This window comes from Streptomyces sp. NPDC026575 (genome assembly GCF_055567415.1).
In genome coordinates this window covers 1-17745 of record NZ_JBVHQM010000007.1, presented here as the reverse complement: position 1 = coordinate 17745, position 17745 = coordinate 1, and the positions used below count along the sequence as shown (strand labels likewise).

The window sequence follows — 17745 nt, the reverse complement described above, 5'->3', positions numbered from 1 at the left end:
CGAGCCGTCCGCACCCCAGTCCCGTTCCCGGTTTCCGGTCCACGGGCCGAGCCTGAAATAGTTCCTCACGATGTTCGCCATCCCTAGACTTCCCATACAGGGCGTCACTCGGGGGACTATGTAATGGGGCATGGAGTGCCTGAACTCGTACTCGAATTGAACGGAAGGACCTGGACGCTCGACCCGTCCCGGTCCTACAACGTGGGCCGTGATCCGCAGGGCGACATGGTGCTCGACGACGCCAGGGTCTCCTGGCGCCACGCCACCGTGCGGTGGGGCGGCCGCAGCTGGATCATCGAAGACCAGGGCAGCACCAACGGCACCTACGTCCAGGGCCAGCGGATCCACCAGATGGAGATCGGCCCCGGCTCGACCGTGCACCTGGGCAACGCCACCGACGGCCCCCGGGTGACCCTGTCCGCCGCGGCACCGGCCGCCGACGCCTTCCACGCGCAGCCCGCGATGGCGCCGCAGCAGCAGTCCGCGCAGGGCTGGCAGGCACCGCCCGCGCAGCAGCCGCCGGCCCAGCAGCCGCCCGCACAGCACCAGCCGCCCGCCCAGCAGGGCTGGCAGGCTCCGCCGCAGGGCCGGCAGCCGCCGTACGTCCCGCCGCAGCAGGCCGGGCAGCCCCAGCAGCCCCAGCAGCGCCCGGCCGCCCAGGGCGACCGCAGCCCGACCACCTTCCACCGCCTCGACACGGGCCGGGTGATGCGGATCGGCCGTGCGCTGGAGAACGAGCTGGTCGTCTCCGACCTCCAGGTCTCCCGCCACCACGCCGAGTTCCGCGCCACCCCCGACGGCCGGTTCGAGATCCGCGACCTGGGCAGCCACAACGGCACCTACGTCAACGGCCAGCCGGTCACCAAGTCCGGTACGGCCCTGATCGGCCCGAACGACATCATCGGCGTCGGCCACTCCACCTTCCGGCTGGTCGGCGACCGGCTGGAGGAGTTCGTCGACACCGGCGAGGTCTCCTTCTCGGCCCGCCACCTCACGGTCACCGTCGACGGCGGCAAGCAGATCCTCAAGGACGTCTCCTTCGGCGTTCCGGAGAAGTCGCTGGTCGCGGTCATCGGCCCGTCCGGCTCCGGCAAGTCGACGCTGCTCAAGGCGCTGACCGGCTACCGTCCCGCCAATCAGGGCGACGTCCTCTACGACAACCGGAACCTCTACAAGCAGTTCGCCGAGCTGCGCCAGCGCATCGGTCTGGTCCCGCAGGACGACATCCTGCACAAGGAGCTGACCGTCCAGAAGGCGCTGCGCTACGCGGCCAAGCTCCGCTTCCCCGGCGACACCGCGGAGGCCGAGCGCGAGGCCCGGATCGACGAGGTGCTGCACGAGCTCAAGCTCCATGTGCACAAGGAGAAGAAGGTCACCTCGCTCTCCGGCGGCCAGCGCAAGCGCGTCTCGGTGGCCCTGGAGCTGCTGACCAAGCCCTCGCTGATCTTCCTGGACGAGCCGACCTCCGGCCTCGACCCGGGCATGGACCGCGACGTCATGAAGCTGCTGCGCGACCTCGCCGACGACGGCCGCACGGTCCTGGTCGTCACCCACTCCGTGGCCGAACTCGGGCTCTGCGACAAGCTGCTGGTGATGGCCCCGGGCGGCGGCGTGGCCTACTTCGGCCCGCCCGAGGAGGCGTTGAACTTCTTCCAGTACGAGACCTGGGCGGACGTCTTCTCGGCCTTCGAGAACTACCGGGACTACGACTGGATGGGCCGCTGGCGCGGCTCCCCGCACTACCAGATGTACGCCGCCGACCTCGACTCGGTCGCCCCGCAGTCGGTGAACGTCCAGCCGCCGCCGGCCCGGATGCAGAAGTCCCAGAGCTGGGGCTCGCAGCTGTGGACGCTGATGCGGCGCTATGTCTCGGTGCTCGCCTCCGACCGGGGCTTCCTGGGACTGATGGTGATCCTGCCGGCGGTCCTCGGCGTGGTCTCGATGCTCATCCCCAGCGACTACGGCCTCGGGTACGGCCCGCTGAACAAGCACCGCACCAACCGCGACGCGAGCACGATCATGCTGATCCTCGCGGTCGGCATGTGCTTCTCGGGTGCGGCCAACTCGGTCCGCGAGCTGATCAAGGAACGGGTCATCTACGAGCGGGAACGGGCCACCGGCCTGTCGCGCTCGGCGTACCTGATGTCCAAGGTGATCGTGCTCGGTGTGGTCACGGCCATCCAGGGCGTGATCATCGCGGCGATCGGCTTCTCGACCCGGAACATGCCCGCCGAGGGCCTGGTGATCGAGAAGGCCCCGGCCATCGAGATGGCGCTGGCGATCATCGCCCTGGGCTTCACCTCGATGATGTTCGGCCTGATCATCTCCGCGCTGGTCAAGACCGCCGAGAAGACCATGCCGCTGCTGGTCATGTTCGCCATCGTCCAGGTGGTCTTCACCGGCGTGCTCTTCCAGCTGTTCGACACCCCCGGCGTCGCCCAGTTCGCCTGGCTGATGCCGTCGCGCTGGGCCGTCGCCGCGATGGGCGCGACCGCCGATATGAACACCCTGCTGCCGTGGGAGCTGGGCAACCCCGACGCGCTGTGGAAGCACCAGACCGGTGTCTACGTGATGGACATGATCATCCTGATCAGCCTGGGCGTCGCGCTCGCCTTCGTCGTCGCGCGGCTGCTGCGCCGCCACGAGCCGGAGGTCATGCGCAAGTAGCGCGCCCCCGCGGCGCGCGGCACAACGCCCGAGGGGCGGCACCCGGCATCCGGGTGCCGCCCCTCGGGCGTTGTGCGCTGTGTGCGCGGACTGCGTGAACCGGCGGCTCAGTAGGCCGAGTTGACGTTGTCCATCGAGCCGTACTTGTCGGCGGCGTAGTTGCAGGCGGCGGTGATGTTGGCGACCGGGTCGTAGATGTTCCACGAGGTGCCCTCGACGTGCCACGTCTTGAAGGTCGGGTCGATGACCTGCAGCAGGCCCTTGGACGGGATGCCGTTCTGCGCGTTGATGTCCCAGAGGTTGATCGCCATCGGGTTACCGCTCGACTCCCGGATGATGTTCCGGTAGATGCCGTTGTAGGAGCCCGGGATGCCCTTCTTGGCCATGACGTCCAGGGACTCGCGGATCCAGCCGTCGAGGTTGTCCGGGTAGGTCTTGACGGCCGGCTTCGGGGCGGCGGCGGGGATCGCGGTGCGCACGGCGGACCGGCTGGCGGCCTGCTTGGCCTTGCGCGCCTTCTCGGCCTTGGCCTTCGCCTCGGCGGCGGCCTTCGCCTTCGCGGCCTTCTCGGCGGCGGCCTTCTTGGCGGCGGCCTCGGCCTTGCCCTTGACGGCGGCCTTCTCGGCCTGCTGGGCGATAGTGGCCTGCTGGGTCTTGGCGGCGGTGTCCACCGCGCTGAAGGCGACCGGCTTGACGTTCTCGACGGCGTCGGCCTGGGCCTTGCCCTGACCGGCGTCGGCCCCCGGAACAATGCTGAAGACCAGTGCGGCGGCACCGGCGGCGGCGACACCGGCGACGGAGAGCTTGTGCGTCCGGGTCAGGCGGTTCAGACCAGAGATGGCGTGCTTAGGCATGGCGGGACAGACCTTCCGATGGGGGACATCGCACGGGCCCTGAGCGGCGGCGAACGCCGAGTTCTGAACCACGGCGCCGAGCGACGGGAGCCATTCTTAGCGGCCGAAAATTGCCCCGGCAAAGGTGTGACGTACGATCCCGGTTAGTGGAACCATGGGCGGGAATATTGCGTCCCGTACCGTCATTTCCCAGCTCACGCCCTATTTGGGGGACCACTAACCCGGGTCGTAAGTGATGTGCGTCCTATTAGCGGCGTCACACCATGGAACGGTTTATCTCGCCAGACGTAATTGCAAACGCACAGTCTGTAGAGGTCAGATCTCCACCACGACCTGGTCAAGGGACTTTCGGACCAAATCGGGTACTTCGCACTCCGGTGCGGGATACCCCACGGGAATCACCGCGAAGGCCTTCTCGTTGGCGGGCCGCCCCAGCACCTCCCGCAGGAAGCGCATCGGGCTGGGCGTGTGCACCAGCGCCGCCAGCCCCGACAGATGCAGCGCGGACAGCAGCATGCCGACCGCGATGCCCACCGACTCGTCCACGTAGTAGTGCTTGCGCCTGCTGCCGTCCTCGCCCAGCCAGTGCCGCTGCTGGAAGACGACGATCAGCTGCGGGGCATCGGTCAGATGCGGCTTGACCTCGTCCGTGCCCAGCGGCCGCAGCGCCGCGAGCCACTCCTCGCCCAGCCGCCCCTCGTAGGACAGCCGCTCCTCCGCCTCGGCCGCCGCCCTGATCCTCCGGCGCACCTCGGGGTCCTTGACCAGGACGAACGTCCAGGGCTGCTGATGCGCCCCGGACGGCGCGGTGGCCGCACAGGCGATCGCGTCCCGTACCACCTGCTCCGGGACCGGGTCGGTGGAGAACTGGCGGACCGTGCGCCGCCGGGCCATCCGCTCGCGCAGCTCGGCGGCGCGGGCCAGCGACTCGGCCGCGGGCATCCGCTCGGGCCGGTAGGGGACGGGCCGGTAGGGCGCGCCGTGGGTCGGCGTCCAGGGTGTCGGTGCGTCTGGCTGCGTGGGTTCCGACTGCGTTGGTTGCGACATACACCGAGTCTGGAACTCAGTCCGGCAGCAGCAGATGCAGATCGCCGAATTCGTGCCACAGGTAGCGGCGCCGCACCGCCTCGGCGTAGGCGCGCCGCAGCGCCGCCCCGTCCGCCACCGCGTCCGCCACCGCCTGGAGCATCAGCAGATGCGAGGCGGTGGGCTCGTGCAGCCCGGTGAGCAGGCCGTCCACCGCCCGCACCCCGCGCTGCGGTGTCACCACCAGGTCCGTCCAGCCGCCCGCCGCCCGCACCCGCCCGTCCGCCCCGGTCGCCGACTCCAGCGCCCGTACGGCGGTGGTGCCCACCGCGATGACCCGCCCCCCGGGGGCACTCCGCCGCGGACCGCCCGACCGCGGCGCCGCCCTGCGCCGCGCCCGTACGGCGTTCACCAGCCACGCCGTCGTCGGCGGCACCGCGAACCGCTCCGGATACGGCGGCTCGAACGCCTCCGCCGACGCCACCCCCGTATGCAGCGAGATCGGCGCGAACTGCACCCCCCTGCCGACCAGCCGCGCCACCAGCTCCGGGGTGAAGGGCCGGGCCGCGCTCGGCATCTCCGCGCTGCCCTCGCCGGGGGAGTCCACGGCGAACACCGTCTGGTACGCGGCCAGCGGCTGGTCCCGGTCCGTGTAGCCGTAGCGGATCGGCCGTCCGTGGCGCCGCATCAGCTCCGGTACCCGCACCCCCGCCGGCCGCGCCCACCACAGCCGCCGGCCGCCGGGGTCCACCGGGGCCTGGAGCACCAGCCGGCCGCCGCCCTCCAGGCGTACCGCCGCACCGGCCGGTCCGCCCGCACGCGGCAGGGTGCTGCCCCGGCCGTCCGGGGTGCGCAGCTCCACCGCCCAGCAGCCGGCCACCGCCCGGCCCGCCGGGTGCCTGTGGTCCGCACGGGTCGAGAAGTGCACCACCACCGGCTCACCGCGCCCGCGCCCGTCGCCGATCCTGCCGTCCACCGCCGCGGGCAGCGTCCGCGAGGTGTTCACCACCAGCACGTCCCCGGCCGCCAGCAGCTCCGGCAGCTCACCGAAGGCGTGGTGCCCGATCCCGGCCGCGCCCCGGCTCACCATCAGCCGTACGGCATCCCGTCCCAGGCCCGGTCCGCGCTGCTCGGCCGGCACCCGCGCCGACAGCTCCCGCGGGACCGCCGGCACCTCCGTGATCACCGGGAGCTCGCACCGTCGGGCGCGGACAGCAGCTCCGCGGCCGTGTAGCGCCCACTGGCGGCCGCCCCGTCCAGCAGCCGCAGCAGCGCCGGGACCACCGTCCCGGGCAGCGGCCGCCCGGAGTCGTCGTCGTCCGGCACCGCGGCCGCGTACAGCTCGGTCCGCATATCGCCCGGGTCCACCCACCACACCCGCAGCCCCGGCTCCTCCACCGCGAGCACCGCCGACAGCCGCTCCAGCGCCGCTTTCGAGGCCCCGTAACCGCCCCAGGTCGGATAGGCGTCGACGGCGGCGTCCGAGCTGACGTTGAGAACGGCACCATGAAACCCTACATAAAGGTGCGAATCGGACAAGTAGGGATTTTGGGAATTCTCGGAGTAAGGGTGCGAATCGTATGCCCCGGTAAGGTGTCCATCGCTCCTAAAAGGTGCGTCCCCTATATAAGGGGCCTCTGCTTCATACGAGGACGGATAGGAGAAATATGAGGAGCTGCGCAAAAGGGGCAAAGCCTCCGCGATAAGCCCCAGCGGTGCCACCACGTTCACCTCCAGGGCCCGCCGCAGCCCCGCCACCGGAAGCTCCGCCAGCCGCACCAGCGGCTCGGCCCCCAGCGCGCTGGCGTTGTTCACCAGCAGATCGAGCCCGCCCAGCTCCCCGGCCGCGGCCACCAGCGCCGCCCGGTGCCCGCCGTCCGCCACATCACCGGGCAGCGCCACCACCCGCGCCCCCGCCCCGCGCAGCTTCCGCGCCGCCTCGGCCAGCGGACCGGCGGACCTGGCGTCCACCACCAGATCCCAGCCGCGTCCGGCCAGCGCCCGGGCGAGCGCCAGCCCCAGCCCCTTCGAAGCCCCCGTGATGATCGCCACCGGCATGATCGCGTCCCCTTTCCCCTGCGGGCTCGCGGGCCGAGCCCACGCCCTCACCGTAGGAACGCCGCCACCCCGCGGGCGTCGGCCACCGGACCGGCCGCGGCCAGGGCATTCGGCCTAGGCCGCGGGTCCTAGGCGGAAGGCGTCGCCGGACCGATACGGGCCGCTCACGCCGCCGGTACGGTGAGGCCATGACCAACGGACCGGGAGCCGGGATCCCCGCGGTGAGCACCGCGATCCTGGCGATGAGCAGGCATCTGGAGGTACGCGACGTCCTGAAGACGATCGTGGCCTCGGCCCGCGAGCTGCTGGACGCCGAGTACGCCGCCCTCGGCGTGCCCGACGATCACGGCGGCTTCGCCCAGTTCGTGGTGGACGGCGTCAGCGCCGAGCAGTGGAAGGCCATCGGCCCGCTGCCCCGGCAGCACGGCATCCTCGCCGCGATGCTGCACAACGCCACCCCCGAACGGCTCGCCGACGTCCGCGAGGACCCCCGCTTCGGCGGCTGGCCGGCGGCCCACCCGGACATGTCCGACTTCCTCGGCCTGCCGGTCGCCGACGGCGACGAGATCCTCGGCGCCCTCTTCCTCGCCAACAAGCGCTGCCCCAAGCCGGAGCGCACCTGCGGCTTCACCGAGGAGGACGAGCATCTGCTCGGCATACTCGCCCAGCACGCCGCCATCGCCCTGACCAACGCCCGCCTCTACGAACGCAGCCGCGAGCTGACCATCGCCGGCGAGCGGGCCCGCCTCGCCCACGAACTGCACGACGCGGTCGCCCAGAAGCTCTTCTCGCTCCGCCTCACCGCCCAGGCCGCCACCGCCCTGGTCGACCGCGACCCGGCCCGCGCCAAGGACGAGCTGCACCAGGTCGCCGCGCTGGCCGCGGAGGCCGCCGACGAACTGCGCGCCGCCGTCGTCGAACTGCGCCCCGCCGCGCTGGACGAGGACGGCCTGATCGCCACCCTGCGCTCGCAGATCCAGGTCCTGGACCGCGCCCACTGCGCACGGGTCACCTTCGAGGCCCAGGGCGTACGGGCGCTGCCCGCCGCCCAGGAGGAGGCCGTGCTCCGGGTCGCCCAGGAGGCGCTGCACAACGCCCTGCGGCACTCGGGCGCCGAGCACGTCGAGGTCACCCTCTCCCGCAACGGCCAGGGCGCGCTGCTGCGGATCGCCGACGACGGTGGCGGCTTCGACCCCAGGGCCGTCCGCCGGGCCGGCCGCCACCTCGGCCTGGTCTCGATGCGCGACCGCGCCGGCGGCGTCGGCGGAAAGCTCACCGTGGAGTCGGAGCCCGGAAAGGGCACCGCTGTGGAGATGGAGGTGCCCGGTGGCTGACACCGGCTCAATCCGCGTACTGCTGGTCGACGACCACCAGGTCGTCCGCCGGGGCCTGCGGACGTTCCTGGAGGTCCAGGACGACATCGAGGTCGTGGGGGAGGCGTCCGACGGGGCAGAGGGCGTCGCCGCCGCCGAGCAACTGGGCCCGGACGTCGTCCTGATGGACGTCAAGATGCCCGGGATGGACGGCATCGAGGCGCTCCGCAAGCTGCGTGAACTGCACAACCCCGCACGGGTGCTGGTGGTGACGAGCTTCACCGAGCAGCGCACCGTCGTCCCGGCGCTGCGCGCGGGCGCGGCCGGCTATGTCTACAAGGACATCGACCCGGAGGCGCTGGCCGCCGCCATCCGCTCCGTCCACGCCGGCCATGTCCTGCTGCAGCCCGAGGTGGCCGGCGCGCTGCTCTCCCAGGACGAGGCCAACGGCGGCCAGGGGCGCGGCACCTCGCTCACCGAACGCGAGAGCGAGGTGCTGGGCCTGATCGCGGACGGCCGCTCCAACCGCGAGATCGCCCGAGCGCTGGTGCTGTCCGAGAAGACCGTCAAGACCCATGTCTCCAACATCCTCATGAAGCTCGACCTCGCCGACCGGACGCAGGCCGCCCTGTGGGCCGTCCGGCACGGCATCGGGGCCTGAGAACCGCACCGCCCCGGGGTGCGAAGGTCGTCCCGTACGACAATGCGTCAAGCCGAACGTCGACTTCCGATCAGAGATTCATACTGTCGTGTAGCCGTAGCCCGTTCGGCGTATCCCTCCTCGGGCCGGGCCGTTGTTCAGAGCAGTCGTGGCGGCTGGTCACGGCAACGGCAATGAGGAGCAAGAGAAGTGAAGAACATCAAGCGCGCAGCGGCCATCACGATGGTGGCGAGCGGTCTCGCCCTCGCGGGCGCCGGCGTCGCTTCGGCCCACGGCCCGCAGGCCGGCGGTCAGGCCGTGCACTCCCCGGGCGTCGTCTCCGGCAACAACACCCAGGTGCCGGTGAACGTCGCCACGAACGTCTGTGGCAACAGCCTCCACATCGTGGGCATTCTCAACCCCAACTTCGGTGAGCGCTGCGTCAACAACTGACCGAGGCCCCACCTGCATGATCCGCGTGACCCGCGCTCCGTCGTGATCTCCGCGGGTCACGCCGGACCGGCCCCGTCACCCCTTGGACGAGTGGCCGGTCCGCTCCGCACCACCACCGCCATCCGTGGCCCCGTGCCACCACCTAAGGAACTCATCTCATGAACACCGTCAAGAAGGCTGCCCTCGTTCTCTCCGCCACCGGTCTGGCCCTCGGTGCCGCCGCCGGCGCCGCGTTCGCCACCGACGGTGCGCAGGCCGGCGGTCAGGCCGTGCACTCCCCGGGCGTGGTCTCCGGCAACAACACCCAGGTGCCGGTGAACGTCCCCGTGAACGTCAACGGCAACAGCGCCAACGTGGTGGGCATCGGCAACGCCGTCTTCGACAACGTCAGCGTCAACAACTGACGTTGCCTGATCACGGGCTGAACAGCTCACCTGCCCCGAGCCGTTCAGCCCGTGGGCGCTGTCGGCCCCCGGGAACCCGGTCGGCCCTTCGCTCCACACAGCAACCGTCGTTTGCGGCCCTGTGCCACCACGTAAGGAACTCACACTCCATGAACACCGCCAAGAGGGCCGCACTCGTCATTGCCACCACCGGGCTGGCCCTCGGCATCGCCGCCGGTTCCGCCTCCGCTCACGGCGGGGCGCAGGCCGACGGCAAGGCCACGAACTCGCCGGGCGTCGGCTCGGGGAACCTGGTCCAGGCCCCCGTGCATGTGCCCGTGAACGCCACCGGCAACAGCGGCAACGTCATCGGTGCGCTCAACCCCACGTTCGCCAACGACAGCGTGAACAACTGAGGTTGCCCGGAACGGGACGAACAGCTCACCTGCCCGAGCTGTTCGCCCCGTCTCGGCGACGGCCCCGTCGTCGACCACACAATGGTCCGGCGGGGCCTGCCGCGTTCACCCCCGGCGGCGCTCCCGCTCCTCCATCGCGGAGTTGTACGCCGCCACCTGCGCCCGCCGGGCCGTACGCTCCACCGGCCGCAGCACCTCCGCCCGCGCCGCGATCTCCGACGAGCTCACCGCCCCGCCGTGCTCCCCGTCCCCGCCCGCCGCGCGGGCGATGTCGATCAGCGCGCCCACCCGCTGCGCGAGCTCCAGCACCCGCACCGCACGCGGCGGATAGCCGGGAGCCAGCACCTGCCGTCCCGCCTCCGCCCGCGCCCGGTACGCCTCCAGCGCCGCCTGCGCCACCGGGCCGGACCCGGCCACATCCAGCTTCGAGAGCAGCTCGGTCGCCTCCCGCAGCGCCTCCGCCAGCTCCCGCTCCGCCTCGCCCAGCGACGGCACATCGGCCGGGTGTGCGTCCCGCGCCGGCAGGCAGCGCCAGACCACCTCCACATGCACATCGGGCGCGGCACCGCCCTCGGGCCCGGCCTCGTACGCCTCCGGGACCAGCCCCAGCCCGACGCCCGCGGCGAGCACCGCCTCCCCGGCCTCCAGGGCCCGCGCGTTGAATTCCGGCGGGCCGCACAGCCCCAGCGGATGCCCCGGCACCGGCAGCGCCACCCGCAGGCCGACCGCCCCCAGCGCCCGCAGCCGGCCCAGCGCGAGGGTCAGCCCGACCGGCTTCTCCTCTCCGGGCAGCCCTTCCACGCGGTGCACCGCGTCGTCGTCCGCGATCCGATGTGCGGCTTCATCTGGCGAGACAAGTCCGGCCAATAGGGCATTTCCCCATGCCGCCAGTCGTCCCGAGCGAGGTTCATCGAGCATGGCCCCCAGCCTAGGGAACGGCACTGACAACGAGTGGCGTAGGTTTGCAGGGGGGCTGCGCCTACAGGTGTACGCGACGACCGAGAAGCAATGGGAGACAACGCGCTCATGAGCGATGTGCTGGAGCTGGTGGACGTATCCGTGGTCCGCGAAGGACGGGCTCTGGTGGACCAGGTCTCCTGGTCGGTCAAGGAGGGAGAGCGCTGGGTGATCCTCGGCCCCAACGGCGCCGGCAAGACCACCCTGCTGAATGTCGCCTCCAGCTACCTCTTCCCGACCACGGGCACCGCCTCCATCCTCGGTGAGCAGCTCGGCAAGGTCGACGTCTTCGACCTGCGCCCGCGGATCGGCGTCGCCGGCATCGCGCTCGCCGACAAGCTGCCGCGCAGCCAGACCGTCCTGCAGACCGTGCTCACCGCCGCATACGGCATGACCGCGAGCTGGCAGGAGGACTACGAGGACGTCGACGAGGAGCGCGCCCGCGCCTTCCTCGACCGCCTGGGCATGACCGCCTACCTCGACCGCAAGTTCGGCACCCTCTCCGAGGGGGAGCGCAAGCGCACCCTGATCGCCCGCGCGATGATGACCGACCCCGAGCTGCTCCTGCTGGACGAGCCGGCCGCCGGCCTCGACCTCGGCGGCCGCGAGGACCTGGTGCGCCGCCTCGGCCGCCTGGCCCGCGACCCGTACGCGCCCTCGATGATCATGGTCACCCACCACGTCGAGGAGATCGCCCCCGGTTTCACCCACGTCCTGATGATCCGTCAGGGCAAGGTGCTCGCCGCCGGCCCGCTCGACCTCGAACTCACCTCCAGCAACCTCTCCCACTGCTTCGGCCTGCCGCTGATCGTCGAGCGCAACGGCAACGACCGCTGGACCGCGCAGGGCCTGCCGCTGACCTGAGCCCCGCCCGTCGCCCGGCCACCCACCCCGCACCAGGCCCCCGACCCGGCGCCGGCCCCCGTCGCCGACCGGTCGCACCCTGTCCCGGTCCGCCGCACGGACCTACCATGAAGCCGTGGATCCATGGGTGTGGTGGCTGATCGCCGCCGTAGGGCTGGGTATTCCTCTCGTCGTGACCGCGATGCCCGAATTCGGGATGCTCGCGGTCGGCGCCGTCGCCGGTGCCGTCACCGCAGCGGTCGGTGGCGGCACCGTCCTCCAATTCATCGTGTTCGCCGCCGTGTCGGTGGCGCTGATCGCCGTCGTACGGCCGATCGCCAACCGCCACCGCGGCCAGGGCCCCCAACTCGTCTCAGGGATCGACGCGCTCAAGGGCAGGACCGCCACGGTCCTGGAGCGGGTCGACGGCGGGGGCGGCGGCCGCATCAAGCTCGCCGGCGAGATCTGGTCCGCCCGCGCCCTGGACACCGAGCGGAGCTACGAACCCGGCCAGCAGGTCGACGTCGTCGAGATCGACGGCGCCACGGCCGTCGTCATCTGACCTGAACACGCTGCGCCACGAGCCATGTCTCTGAAAGACTGATCAACGGCAAGCCGGTCACACCGGCCGGCACGGACCAGCAACGAAGGGCACGGGAGCCGCTGTGGAACCGATCATCATCGTCCTGATCATCCTGGTGGTGCTCGTGTTCATCGCACTCATCAAAACGATCCAGGTCATCCCACAGGCCAGCGCCGCGATCGTGGAGCGCTTCGGCCGCTATACGAGAACCCTGAACGCGGGCCTGAACATCGTCGTCCCGTTCATCGACTCCATCCGCAACCGCATCGACCTCCGCGAGCAGGTCGTGCCGTTCCCGCCGCAGCCGGTGATCACCCAGGACAACCTGGTCGTGAACATCGACACCGTCATCTACTACCAGGTGACGGACGCGCGCGCCGCGACGTACGAGGTCGCCAGCTACATCCAGGCCATCGAGCAGCTCACGGTCACCACCCTGAGGAACATCATCGGCGGTATGGACCTGGAGCGGACCCTGACCTCCCGTGAGGAGATCAACGCGGCGCTGCGCGGCGTCCTGGACGAGGCCACCGGCAAGTGGGGCATCCGCGTCAACCGCGTCGAGCTCAAGGCCATCGAGCCGCCGACCTCCATCCAGGACTCGATGGAGAAGCAGATGCGCGCCGACCGCGACAAGCGCGCCGCCATCCTCCAGGCCGAAGGTGTCCGCCAGTCCCAGATCCTGACCGCCGAGGGCGAGAAGCAGTCCTCCATCCTGCGCGCCGAAGGTGAGGCCAAGGCCGCCGCGCTGCGCGCCGAGGGCGAGGCCCAGGCGATCCGGGTGGTCTTCGAGTCCATCCACGCCGGCGACCCGGACCAGAAGCTGCTGTCCTACCAGTACCTCCAGATGCTCCCGAAGATCGCCGAGGGCGATGCCAACAAGCTCTGGATCGTGCCCAGCGAGATCGGCGACGCCCTCAAGGGCCTCGGCGGCGCCATCGGCAACTTCGCCCCGCCGACCGGCGGCGGCTCCATCCCCAAGCCCAGCACGCCGAAGCACGAAAATCCCCCGATCGACTGACTGTTGCGCTCCCCTGGTGCATGATCGGGCGAGACCGTACCGATCATGCTCGGGGGAGCCAGCGTGACCATCTGGGAAGCCGTCGCCGTCCTCGCCGCCGGGGTCGGCGCCGGCACGATCAACACCATCGTCGGGTCCGGGACCCTCATCACCTTCCCGGTGCTGCTGGCCTTCGGACTGCCGCCGGTCACCGCCAACGTCTCCAACACCCTGGGGCTGGTGCCCGGTTCACTCAGCGGCGCCTTCGGCTACCGCCGTGAACTCGCCGGCCAGCGCCGCCGTCTGCTGCGCTTCGGGATCACCGCCATGCTCGGCGGCCTGGGTGGCGCGATCCTGCTGCTGGCGCTGCCACCCGAGGCGTTCGCCATAGTCGTCCCGGCGCTGATCGCGATCGCGCTCGTCCTCGTCGTCGCCCAGCCCGCGCTCGCCGCCCGGCTCCGTGCCCGCCGTGAGCGCAGCGGCACCACCGCACACCCCGACGGCGGCCCCCTCCTGCTCCTCGGGCTGCTGGTCGCCAGCGCCTACGGCGGCTACTTCGGCGCCGCCCAGGGCGTGATCTACCTGTCCCTGATGGGCCTGCAGCTCAACGAGGACCTGCAGCGCCTCAACGCCATAAAGAACGTCCTCGCCGCGATCGTCAACGGCATCGCGGCGGTCTTCTTCCTCTTCGTCGCCACCTTCGACTGGGCCGCCGTCGGCCTGATCGCCCTCGGCTCCACCCTCGGCGGCCTGCTCGGCGCGAAGATCGGACGCCGGCTGCCGCCCATCGCCCTGCGCGCCGTGATCGTCGTCGTCGGCCTGCTGGCCATCGTCCGACTCCTGGTCAGGTAGCGGGAGTCGGACGACGGCTCAGCGGCCGGACGGTGCTGCTACGCCGGCAGGGCCATCCACTCCGGCAGCCCCTCCCGTACGGACACCCCCAGCGTCGACAGCAGCGCATCCGCCGGCGTCGGCTCGAACGGCCGCCGCAGCAGCTGCATCCCCGCCTGCTCCGGCGTACGGTCCGCCTTGCGGTGGTTGTCCTCCGCGCAGGAGGCGACGGTATTCAGCCAGGTGTCGCCACCGCCGTGCGAACGCGGTACCACATGGTCCACCGTGGTCGCCCGGCGCCCGCAGTACGCGCACCGGTGCTGGTCGCGCACCAGCACCCCGCGCCGCGACCACGGCGCCCGTTGTCGGAACGGTACCCGTACGTATCTGCTCAGTCTGATCACTTGCGGCACCGGCACGTCCACCGAGGCGGCCCGGATCCGCAGCCCCGGGTGCGCGTGCTCGACGACGGCCTTGTCCTGCATGACCAGCACCACCGCGCGCCGCAGCGACACCGTCGACAGCGGCTCGAAGCTCGCATTCAGCACCAGCGTCTCGCGCATCCCGTCCACCTCCCGGACCCGCTCCGCCCCCGTGGCGAAGTTGCTCCACTGTGCAGCGGCAGGTATTCCCCGAACAACGCAATTTCCGCATGCCACAAGGGAAATGGAGCGAGATCAGAAGATGAAGAAGAGGTGGTCCGGCGGCACCCGCACACCGGGAACGGCATCGCTCCGGGTCCCACCCCCGTGAGACACGCGGGACCCGGAGCGAACGGCAGCCGGCGCGGACGCCCGACACACAACGGGCTCCGGCAAGCAGCCGGCGACACACCTGCGCCCCGCCACTCCCGCCACTGCGGTACCAGCTGCCCGACGCCCTTGTTACAGGGCGGCGGCGCAGGTACCACTCTGCGTGTCGGAAGCGCCGGGGCGCAACGGAATTACGGGGCTCAGCCGGCCGGCACCTCGTACTCGGCGATCAGCTGGGCCCGGCCGAGGGCGTGGAAGCGCAGATTGAACCCCACCACCGCGGGCGAGGCATCCGCGTCCGGCCCCAGCTTCTCCTGGTCCACCGCGTACACCGTGAAGACATAGCGGTGCGGACCGTCCCCGGGCGGCGGCGCCGCGCCCCCGAAGTCCCGCGTCCCGTAGTCGTTGCGGACATGGACGGCGCCCTCGGGCAGCCCCTTCATGTCCCCGGAGCCGGCACCGGCCGGCAGCTCCGTCACCGACGCCGGGATGTCGAACAGCGACCAGTGCCAGAATCCGCTGCCGGTCGGCGCGTCCGGGTCGTAGCAGGTGACGGCGTAGCTCTTGGTCCCCGTGGGAGCGCCCTCCCACCGCAGGTGCGGCGAACGGTTCCCCTCGGCGAAGACCTGCTCCGGCCGCAGCGTCCCGCCCGGCTCCACCTCATCGCTCAGTACCGTGAACTCCGGAACCGGCGGATGGAAATCGTGCGGGAGCGGCCGCCGCTTCAGCTCGGACACGCGAACCTCCTGGTCGCTTGCTGACACCTTGTCCGGCCAGGTTAGAGCCAGTTCCGCTTGCCACCGACCTCCGCCAGCCACTGGTTGAGGTACGCCGCCCAGTCGGTCCCCTCGAAGTCGTTGAGCCCGACCGTGAACGACCGGTAGGTGTCCGACCCCTCGGTGAACAGCCCCGGCTTCTTGTCCATCTCCAGGATGACGTCCATCTCCCGGTCGTCCGCCACGAACGACAGCTCGACCTGGTTCAGCCCGCGGTACTGCTGCGGGGCGTAGAACTCGATCTCCTGGTAGAAGGGCAGCTTCTGCCGGGTCCCCCGGATGTGCCCCTGCTCCAGGTCGGCGGCCTTGAAGCGGAACCCGAGCCGGCCGAACGCGTCGAGGATGGCCTGCTGCGCCGGCAGCGGGTGGACGTTCACCGGGTCGAGGTCACCGGAGTCCACCGCGCGGGCGATCGCCAGCTCCGTGGTCACCCCGACGCTCATCCCGTGCAGATGCGTGCCCAGGAACGTGGTGATCGGCGTCTCCCACGGGATCTCCAGCCCGAACGGCACCGTGTGCACCGCCCCCGGCTGCACCTCGAACGCCCCGCCCAGCTGCGCCTTGGTGAACTGGATGTTCCGCTTGAACTCCTCGTCGCCGCTCTCGACCTCGACCCGGGCCTGCAGCCCGACCGACAGCCCCTGGATCTCCTGGGCGACGGACCCGCCCTGGATCCGCACCTCACCCTGCGCAACCCCGCCCGGGACCACGTTCTCCTCGAAGAGCACCGTCTCCACCGACGCGCCTCCGGCACCCAGGCTCGCCAGCAGCTTCTTGAATCCCATGCTCGTCCTCCCCAGGCGGAACGCCTGTGCTGTGTTGTCGCGCGCCGAGAACTCGGCTCGGTTCCTGCGCATCGTTTCCTACGAACGCGAAACCGCGAAGGCCGGTTCCACGGCCCAACCTTCCCAACCCCGACGCCCCGCTGGCCAGCCGGCACCCACCACCGCTCCACTACCCTCGGGCCGCATGACCGACGTACCGGAACGAATGCCGCTCCACCGCGACTTCTTCGACCGCCCCGTCGTGGAGGTGGCCCCCGATCTGCTGGGCCGCACCCTCGTCCGCCACACCCCCGACGGCCCGATCGAACTCCGGCTGACCGAGGTCGAGGCGTACGACGGCGAGTCCGACCCCGGCTCCCATGCCTACCGCGGCCGCACCGCCCGCAACGCCACCATGTTCGGCCCGCCCGGCCATGCGTACGTCTACTTCATCTACGGCATGTGGTTCAGCCTGAACGCGGTCTGCGGCCCCGAGGGCCGGGCGAGCGGCGTCCTCCTGCGCGCCGGCGAGATCCTCACCGGCGCCCCACTCGCCGCGGCCCGACGCCCCAAGGCCCGCAGCGCCAACGAACTGGCAAAGGGCCCGGCCCGCCTGGCCACCGCCCTCGACATCGACCGCACCCTCGACGGCGTCGATCTGTGCGCCGGCGGCGAAGCCCCCCTCACCCTGCTGCACGGTCGCCCGCCCGCCCCCGAGCGGGTACGCAGCGGCCCGCGCACCGGCGTCGGCGGAGACGGGGCCGATCACCCTTGGCGCTACTGGATCGCCGACGATCCGACGGTCAGCCCCTACCGCCGGCACGTCCCCCGTCGCCGCACCGCCGGCGCAACTTGACTCTCCACGGTCAACCGCCTAACGTAGCCCGAGCCGTTGGAGACGGGCAGCGCTATCTGCGCAGACCGCCAGACGGCGCAACCAACTACTCTCAACGACTCCCTGACGGGTCCTATTCGGCGTTGCCGAAATTCGACCCGCCGACTCGATTATGAGCCGCAAGGGAGAGCCGCTAAAGTAGTAATCACGCCGAAAGGGCAGCCGCAAAAAGCTGCTCCGAAGCGGACCTCCGACGAAAATCGGAACCGGAATCCAAGCGAAACCGGATCTGATAAAGTCGGAGAGGCCGAAAAGCGAAAGCCAAACGGCCGACCCCGCTCCAGCAGGGGGCCAGAGACGGAAACGGATCTGGTAAGGTTGGAAACGCGGAGAAGCCGAAAGGCGGAAACGCACCGGCGAAAATCGGAGCCGCAAGGATCTGATAGAGTCGGAAACGCAAGACCGAAGGGAAGCGCCCGGAGAGCCTGGTGAAACAGGCACAAAGGAAGCGTCCGTTCCTTGAGAACTCAACAGCGTGCCAAAAGTCAACGCCAGATATGTTGATACCCCGTCGACCGGAAACATCCGGGAGAT

General features: G+C 70.7%; 19 protein-coding genes. 11 read left to right on the top strand and 8 right to left on the bottom strand.

The window, feature by feature from the left end; translation table 11 throughout:
- Positions 1–123: 123 nt before the first annotated feature.
- Entirely contained in the window at positions 124–2667 is a 2544-nt protein-coding gene (locus tag ACZ4NB_RS11545) for an ABC transporter ATP-binding protein/permease (protein ID WP_467660382.1), read from the top strand.
- Between the two features lie 107 nt (positions 2668–2774).
- Here ACZ4NB_RS11545 and ACZ4NB_RS11540 read toward each other — a convergent pair whose 3' ends face one another.
- From ACZ4NB_RS11540 to ACZ4NB_RS11525, 4 genes are all read right to left on the bottom strand, one after another.
- Positions 2775–3521, bottom strand: coding sequence for a transglycosylase SLT domain-containing protein (locus ACZ4NB_RS11540; RefSeq protein ID WP_467660380.1), 747 nt, complete (start codon positions 3519–3521; stop codon positions 2775–2777).
- Positions 3522–3836: 315 nt separating this feature from the next.
- Positions 3837–4568 carry a nitroreductase family protein gene (locus ACZ4NB_RS11535; RefSeq protein ID WP_467660378.1) on the bottom strand — a complete coding sequence of 244 codons (732 nt, stop codon included), beginning with the start codon at positions 4566–4568 and terminating at the stop codon, positions 3837–3839.
- Between the two features lie 16 nt (positions 4569–4584).
- The gene (locus ACZ4NB_RS11530; protein WP_467660835.1) at positions 4585–5730 is read right to left on the bottom strand and encodes an S-adenosylmethionine:tRNA ribosyltransferase-isomerase; all 1146 of its coding nucleotides are present in this window, start codon (positions 5728–5730) and stop codon (positions 4585–4587) included.
- Positions 5730–6605, bottom strand: coding sequence for an SDR family NAD(P)-dependent oxidoreductase (locus tag ACZ4NB_RS11525; RefSeq protein WP_467660376.1), 876 nt, complete (start codon positions 6603–6605; stop codon positions 5730–5732). The genes ACZ4NB_RS11530 and ACZ4NB_RS11525 overlap by 1 nt, the downstream gene beginning before the upstream one ends.
- A gap of 188 nt (positions 6606–6793) precedes the next feature.
- Between ACZ4NB_RS11525 and ACZ4NB_RS11520 the strand changes: the two genes are divergently transcribed.
- From ACZ4NB_RS11520 to ACZ4NB_RS11500, 5 genes are all read left to right on the top strand, one after another.
- Positions 6794–7939 (top strand): GAF domain-containing sensor histidine kinase, encoded by a 1146-nt coding sequence (locus ACZ4NB_RS11520; RefSeq protein WP_467660374.1) that lies wholly within the window; start codon positions 6794–6796, stop codon positions 7937–7939.
- Positions 7932–8579, top strand: coding sequence for a response regulator (locus tag ACZ4NB_RS11515; RefSeq protein WP_467660372.1), 648 nt, complete (start codon positions 7932–7934; stop codon positions 8577–8579). The genes ACZ4NB_RS11520 and ACZ4NB_RS11515 overlap by 8 nt, the downstream gene beginning before the upstream one ends.
- 189 nt (positions 8580–8768) lie before the next feature.
- Complete coding sequence (locus tag ACZ4NB_RS11510; protein ID WP_407286043.1) at positions 8769–9011, top strand: chaplin; 243 nt, start codon at positions 8769–8771, stop codon at positions 9009–9011.
- Between the two features lie 158 nt (positions 9012–9169).
- Positions 9170–9415 carry a chaplin family protein gene (locus tag ACZ4NB_RS11505; protein ID WP_467660369.1) on the top strand — a complete coding sequence of 82 codons (246 nt, stop codon included), beginning with the start codon at positions 9170–9172 and terminating at the stop codon, positions 9413–9415.
- A 149-nt stretch (positions 9416–9564) separates the two neighbouring features.
- The gene (locus ACZ4NB_RS11500) at positions 9565–9810 is read left to right on the top strand and encodes a chaplin (RefSeq protein ID WP_467660367.1); all 246 of its coding nucleotides are present in this window, start codon (positions 9565–9567) and stop codon (positions 9808–9810) included.
- Between the two features lie 105 nt (positions 9811–9915).
- Here ACZ4NB_RS11500 and ACZ4NB_RS11495 read toward each other — a convergent pair whose 3' ends face one another.
- A complete protein-coding gene (locus ACZ4NB_RS11495; RefSeq protein WP_467660365.1) occupies positions 9916–10728 on the bottom strand; it encodes a hypothetical protein in 813 nt (270 codons plus the stop codon).
- A 90-nt stretch (positions 10729–10818) separates the two neighbouring features.
- On the opposite strand from ACZ4NB_RS11495, the gene ACZ4NB_RS11490 reads away from it, so the two are divergent.
- The 4 genes from ACZ4NB_RS11490 (at position 10819) to ACZ4NB_RS11475 (ending at position 14045) form a co-directional block, all read left to right on the top strand.
- Positions 10819–11631 (top strand): ABC transporter ATP-binding protein, encoded by an 813-nt coding sequence (locus tag ACZ4NB_RS11490; RefSeq protein ID WP_467660363.1) that lies wholly within the window; start codon positions 10819–10821, stop codon positions 11629–11631.
- Positions 11632–11758: 127 nt separating this feature from the next.
- On the top strand, positions 11759–12172 hold the full coding sequence (locus ACZ4NB_RS11485; protein ID WP_467660833.1) for an NfeD family protein: 414 nt from the start codon (positions 11759–11761) through the stop codon (positions 12170–12172).
- Positions 12173–12275: 103 nt separating this feature from the next.
- A complete protein-coding gene (locus ACZ4NB_RS11480; protein ID WP_399150038.1) occupies positions 12276–13214 on the top strand; it encodes an SPFH domain-containing protein in 939 nt (312 codons plus the stop codon).
- A 63-nt stretch (positions 13215–13277) separates the two neighbouring features.
- A complete protein-coding gene (locus ACZ4NB_RS11475) occupies positions 13278–14045 on the top strand; it encodes a sulfite exporter TauE/SafE family protein (protein ID WP_467660361.1) in 768 nt (255 codons plus the stop codon).
- 38 nt (positions 14046–14083) lie between these two features.
- Here ACZ4NB_RS11475 and ACZ4NB_RS11470 read toward each other — a convergent pair whose 3' ends face one another.
- The 3 genes from ACZ4NB_RS11470 to ACZ4NB_RS11460 all read right to left on the bottom strand — a co-directional run bounded on the left by ACZ4NB_RS11470 (position 14084) and on the right by ACZ4NB_RS11460 (position 16337).
- Positions 14084–14587 (bottom strand): HNH endonuclease, encoded by a 504-nt coding sequence (locus ACZ4NB_RS11470; RefSeq protein ID WP_467660359.1) that lies wholly within the window; start codon positions 14585–14587, stop codon positions 14084–14086.
- Positions 14588–14976: 389 nt separating this feature from the next.
- A complete protein-coding gene (locus tag ACZ4NB_RS11465; protein WP_467660357.1) occupies positions 14977–15513 on the bottom strand; it encodes a YbhB/YbcL family Raf kinase inhibitor-like protein in 537 nt (178 codons plus the stop codon).
- A gap of 41 nt (positions 15514–15554) precedes the next feature.
- Positions 15555–16337: a sporulation protein gene (locus tag ACZ4NB_RS11460; protein ID WP_467660355.1), complete on the bottom strand. Its 783-nt coding sequence runs from the start codon at positions 16335–16337 to the stop codon at positions 15555–15557.
- Between the two features lie 184 nt (positions 16338–16521).
- Here ACZ4NB_RS11460 and ACZ4NB_RS11455 point away from each other — a divergent pair, with 184 nt between their 5' ends.
- Positions 16522–17172: a DNA-3-methyladenine glycosylase gene (locus ACZ4NB_RS11455; RefSeq protein WP_467660353.1), complete on the top strand. Its 651-nt coding sequence runs from the start codon at positions 16522–16524 to the stop codon at positions 17170–17172.
- Positions 17173–17745 lie beyond the last annotated feature (573 nt).

Coding starts and splice junctions, on each gene's coding strand:
- ACZ4NB_RS11545 (WP_467660382.1), top strand. CDS start 124: ATGGGGCATGGAGTGCCTGAACTCGTACTCGAATTGAACGGAAGGACC.
- ACZ4NB_RS11540 (WP_467660380.1), bottom strand. CDS start 3,521: ATGCCTAAGCACGCCATCTCTGGTCTGAACCGCCTGACCCGGACGCAC.
- ACZ4NB_RS11535 (WP_467660378.1), bottom strand. CDS start 4,568: ATGTCGCAACCAACGCAGTCGGAACCCACGCAGCCAGACGCACCGACA.
- ACZ4NB_RS11525 (WP_467660376.1), bottom strand. CDS start 6,605: ATGCCGGTGGCGATCATCACGGGGGCTTCGAAGGGGCTGGGGCTGGCG.
- ACZ4NB_RS11520 (WP_467660374.1), top strand. CDS start 6,794: ATGACCAACGGACCGGGAGCCGGGATCCCCGCGGTGAGCACCGCGATC.
- ACZ4NB_RS11505 (WP_467660369.1), top strand. CDS start 9,170: ATGAACACCGTCAAGAAGGCTGCCCTCGTTCTCTCCGCCACCGGTCTG.
- ACZ4NB_RS11500 (WP_467660367.1), top strand. CDS start 9,565: ATGAACACCGCCAAGAGGGCCGCACTCGTCATTGCCACCACCGGGCTG.
- ACZ4NB_RS11495 (WP_467660365.1), bottom strand. CDS start 10,728: ATGCTCGATGAACCTCGCTCGGGACGACTGGCGGCATGGGGAAATGCC.
- ACZ4NB_RS11490 (WP_467660363.1), top strand. CDS start 10,819: ATGGGAGACAACGCGCTCATGAGCGATGTGCTGGAGCTGGTGGACGTA.
- ACZ4NB_RS11470 (WP_467660359.1), bottom strand. CDS start 14,587: ATGCGCGAGACGCTGGTGCTGAATGCGAGCTTCGAGCCGCTGTCGACG.
- ACZ4NB_RS11460 (WP_467660355.1), bottom strand. CDS start 16,337: ATGGGATTCAAGAAGCTGCTGGCGAGCCTGGGTGCCGGAGGCGCGTCG.
- ACZ4NB_RS11455 (WP_467660353.1), top strand. CDS start 16,522: ATGACCGACGTACCGGAACGAATGCCGCTCCACCGCGACTTCTTCGAC.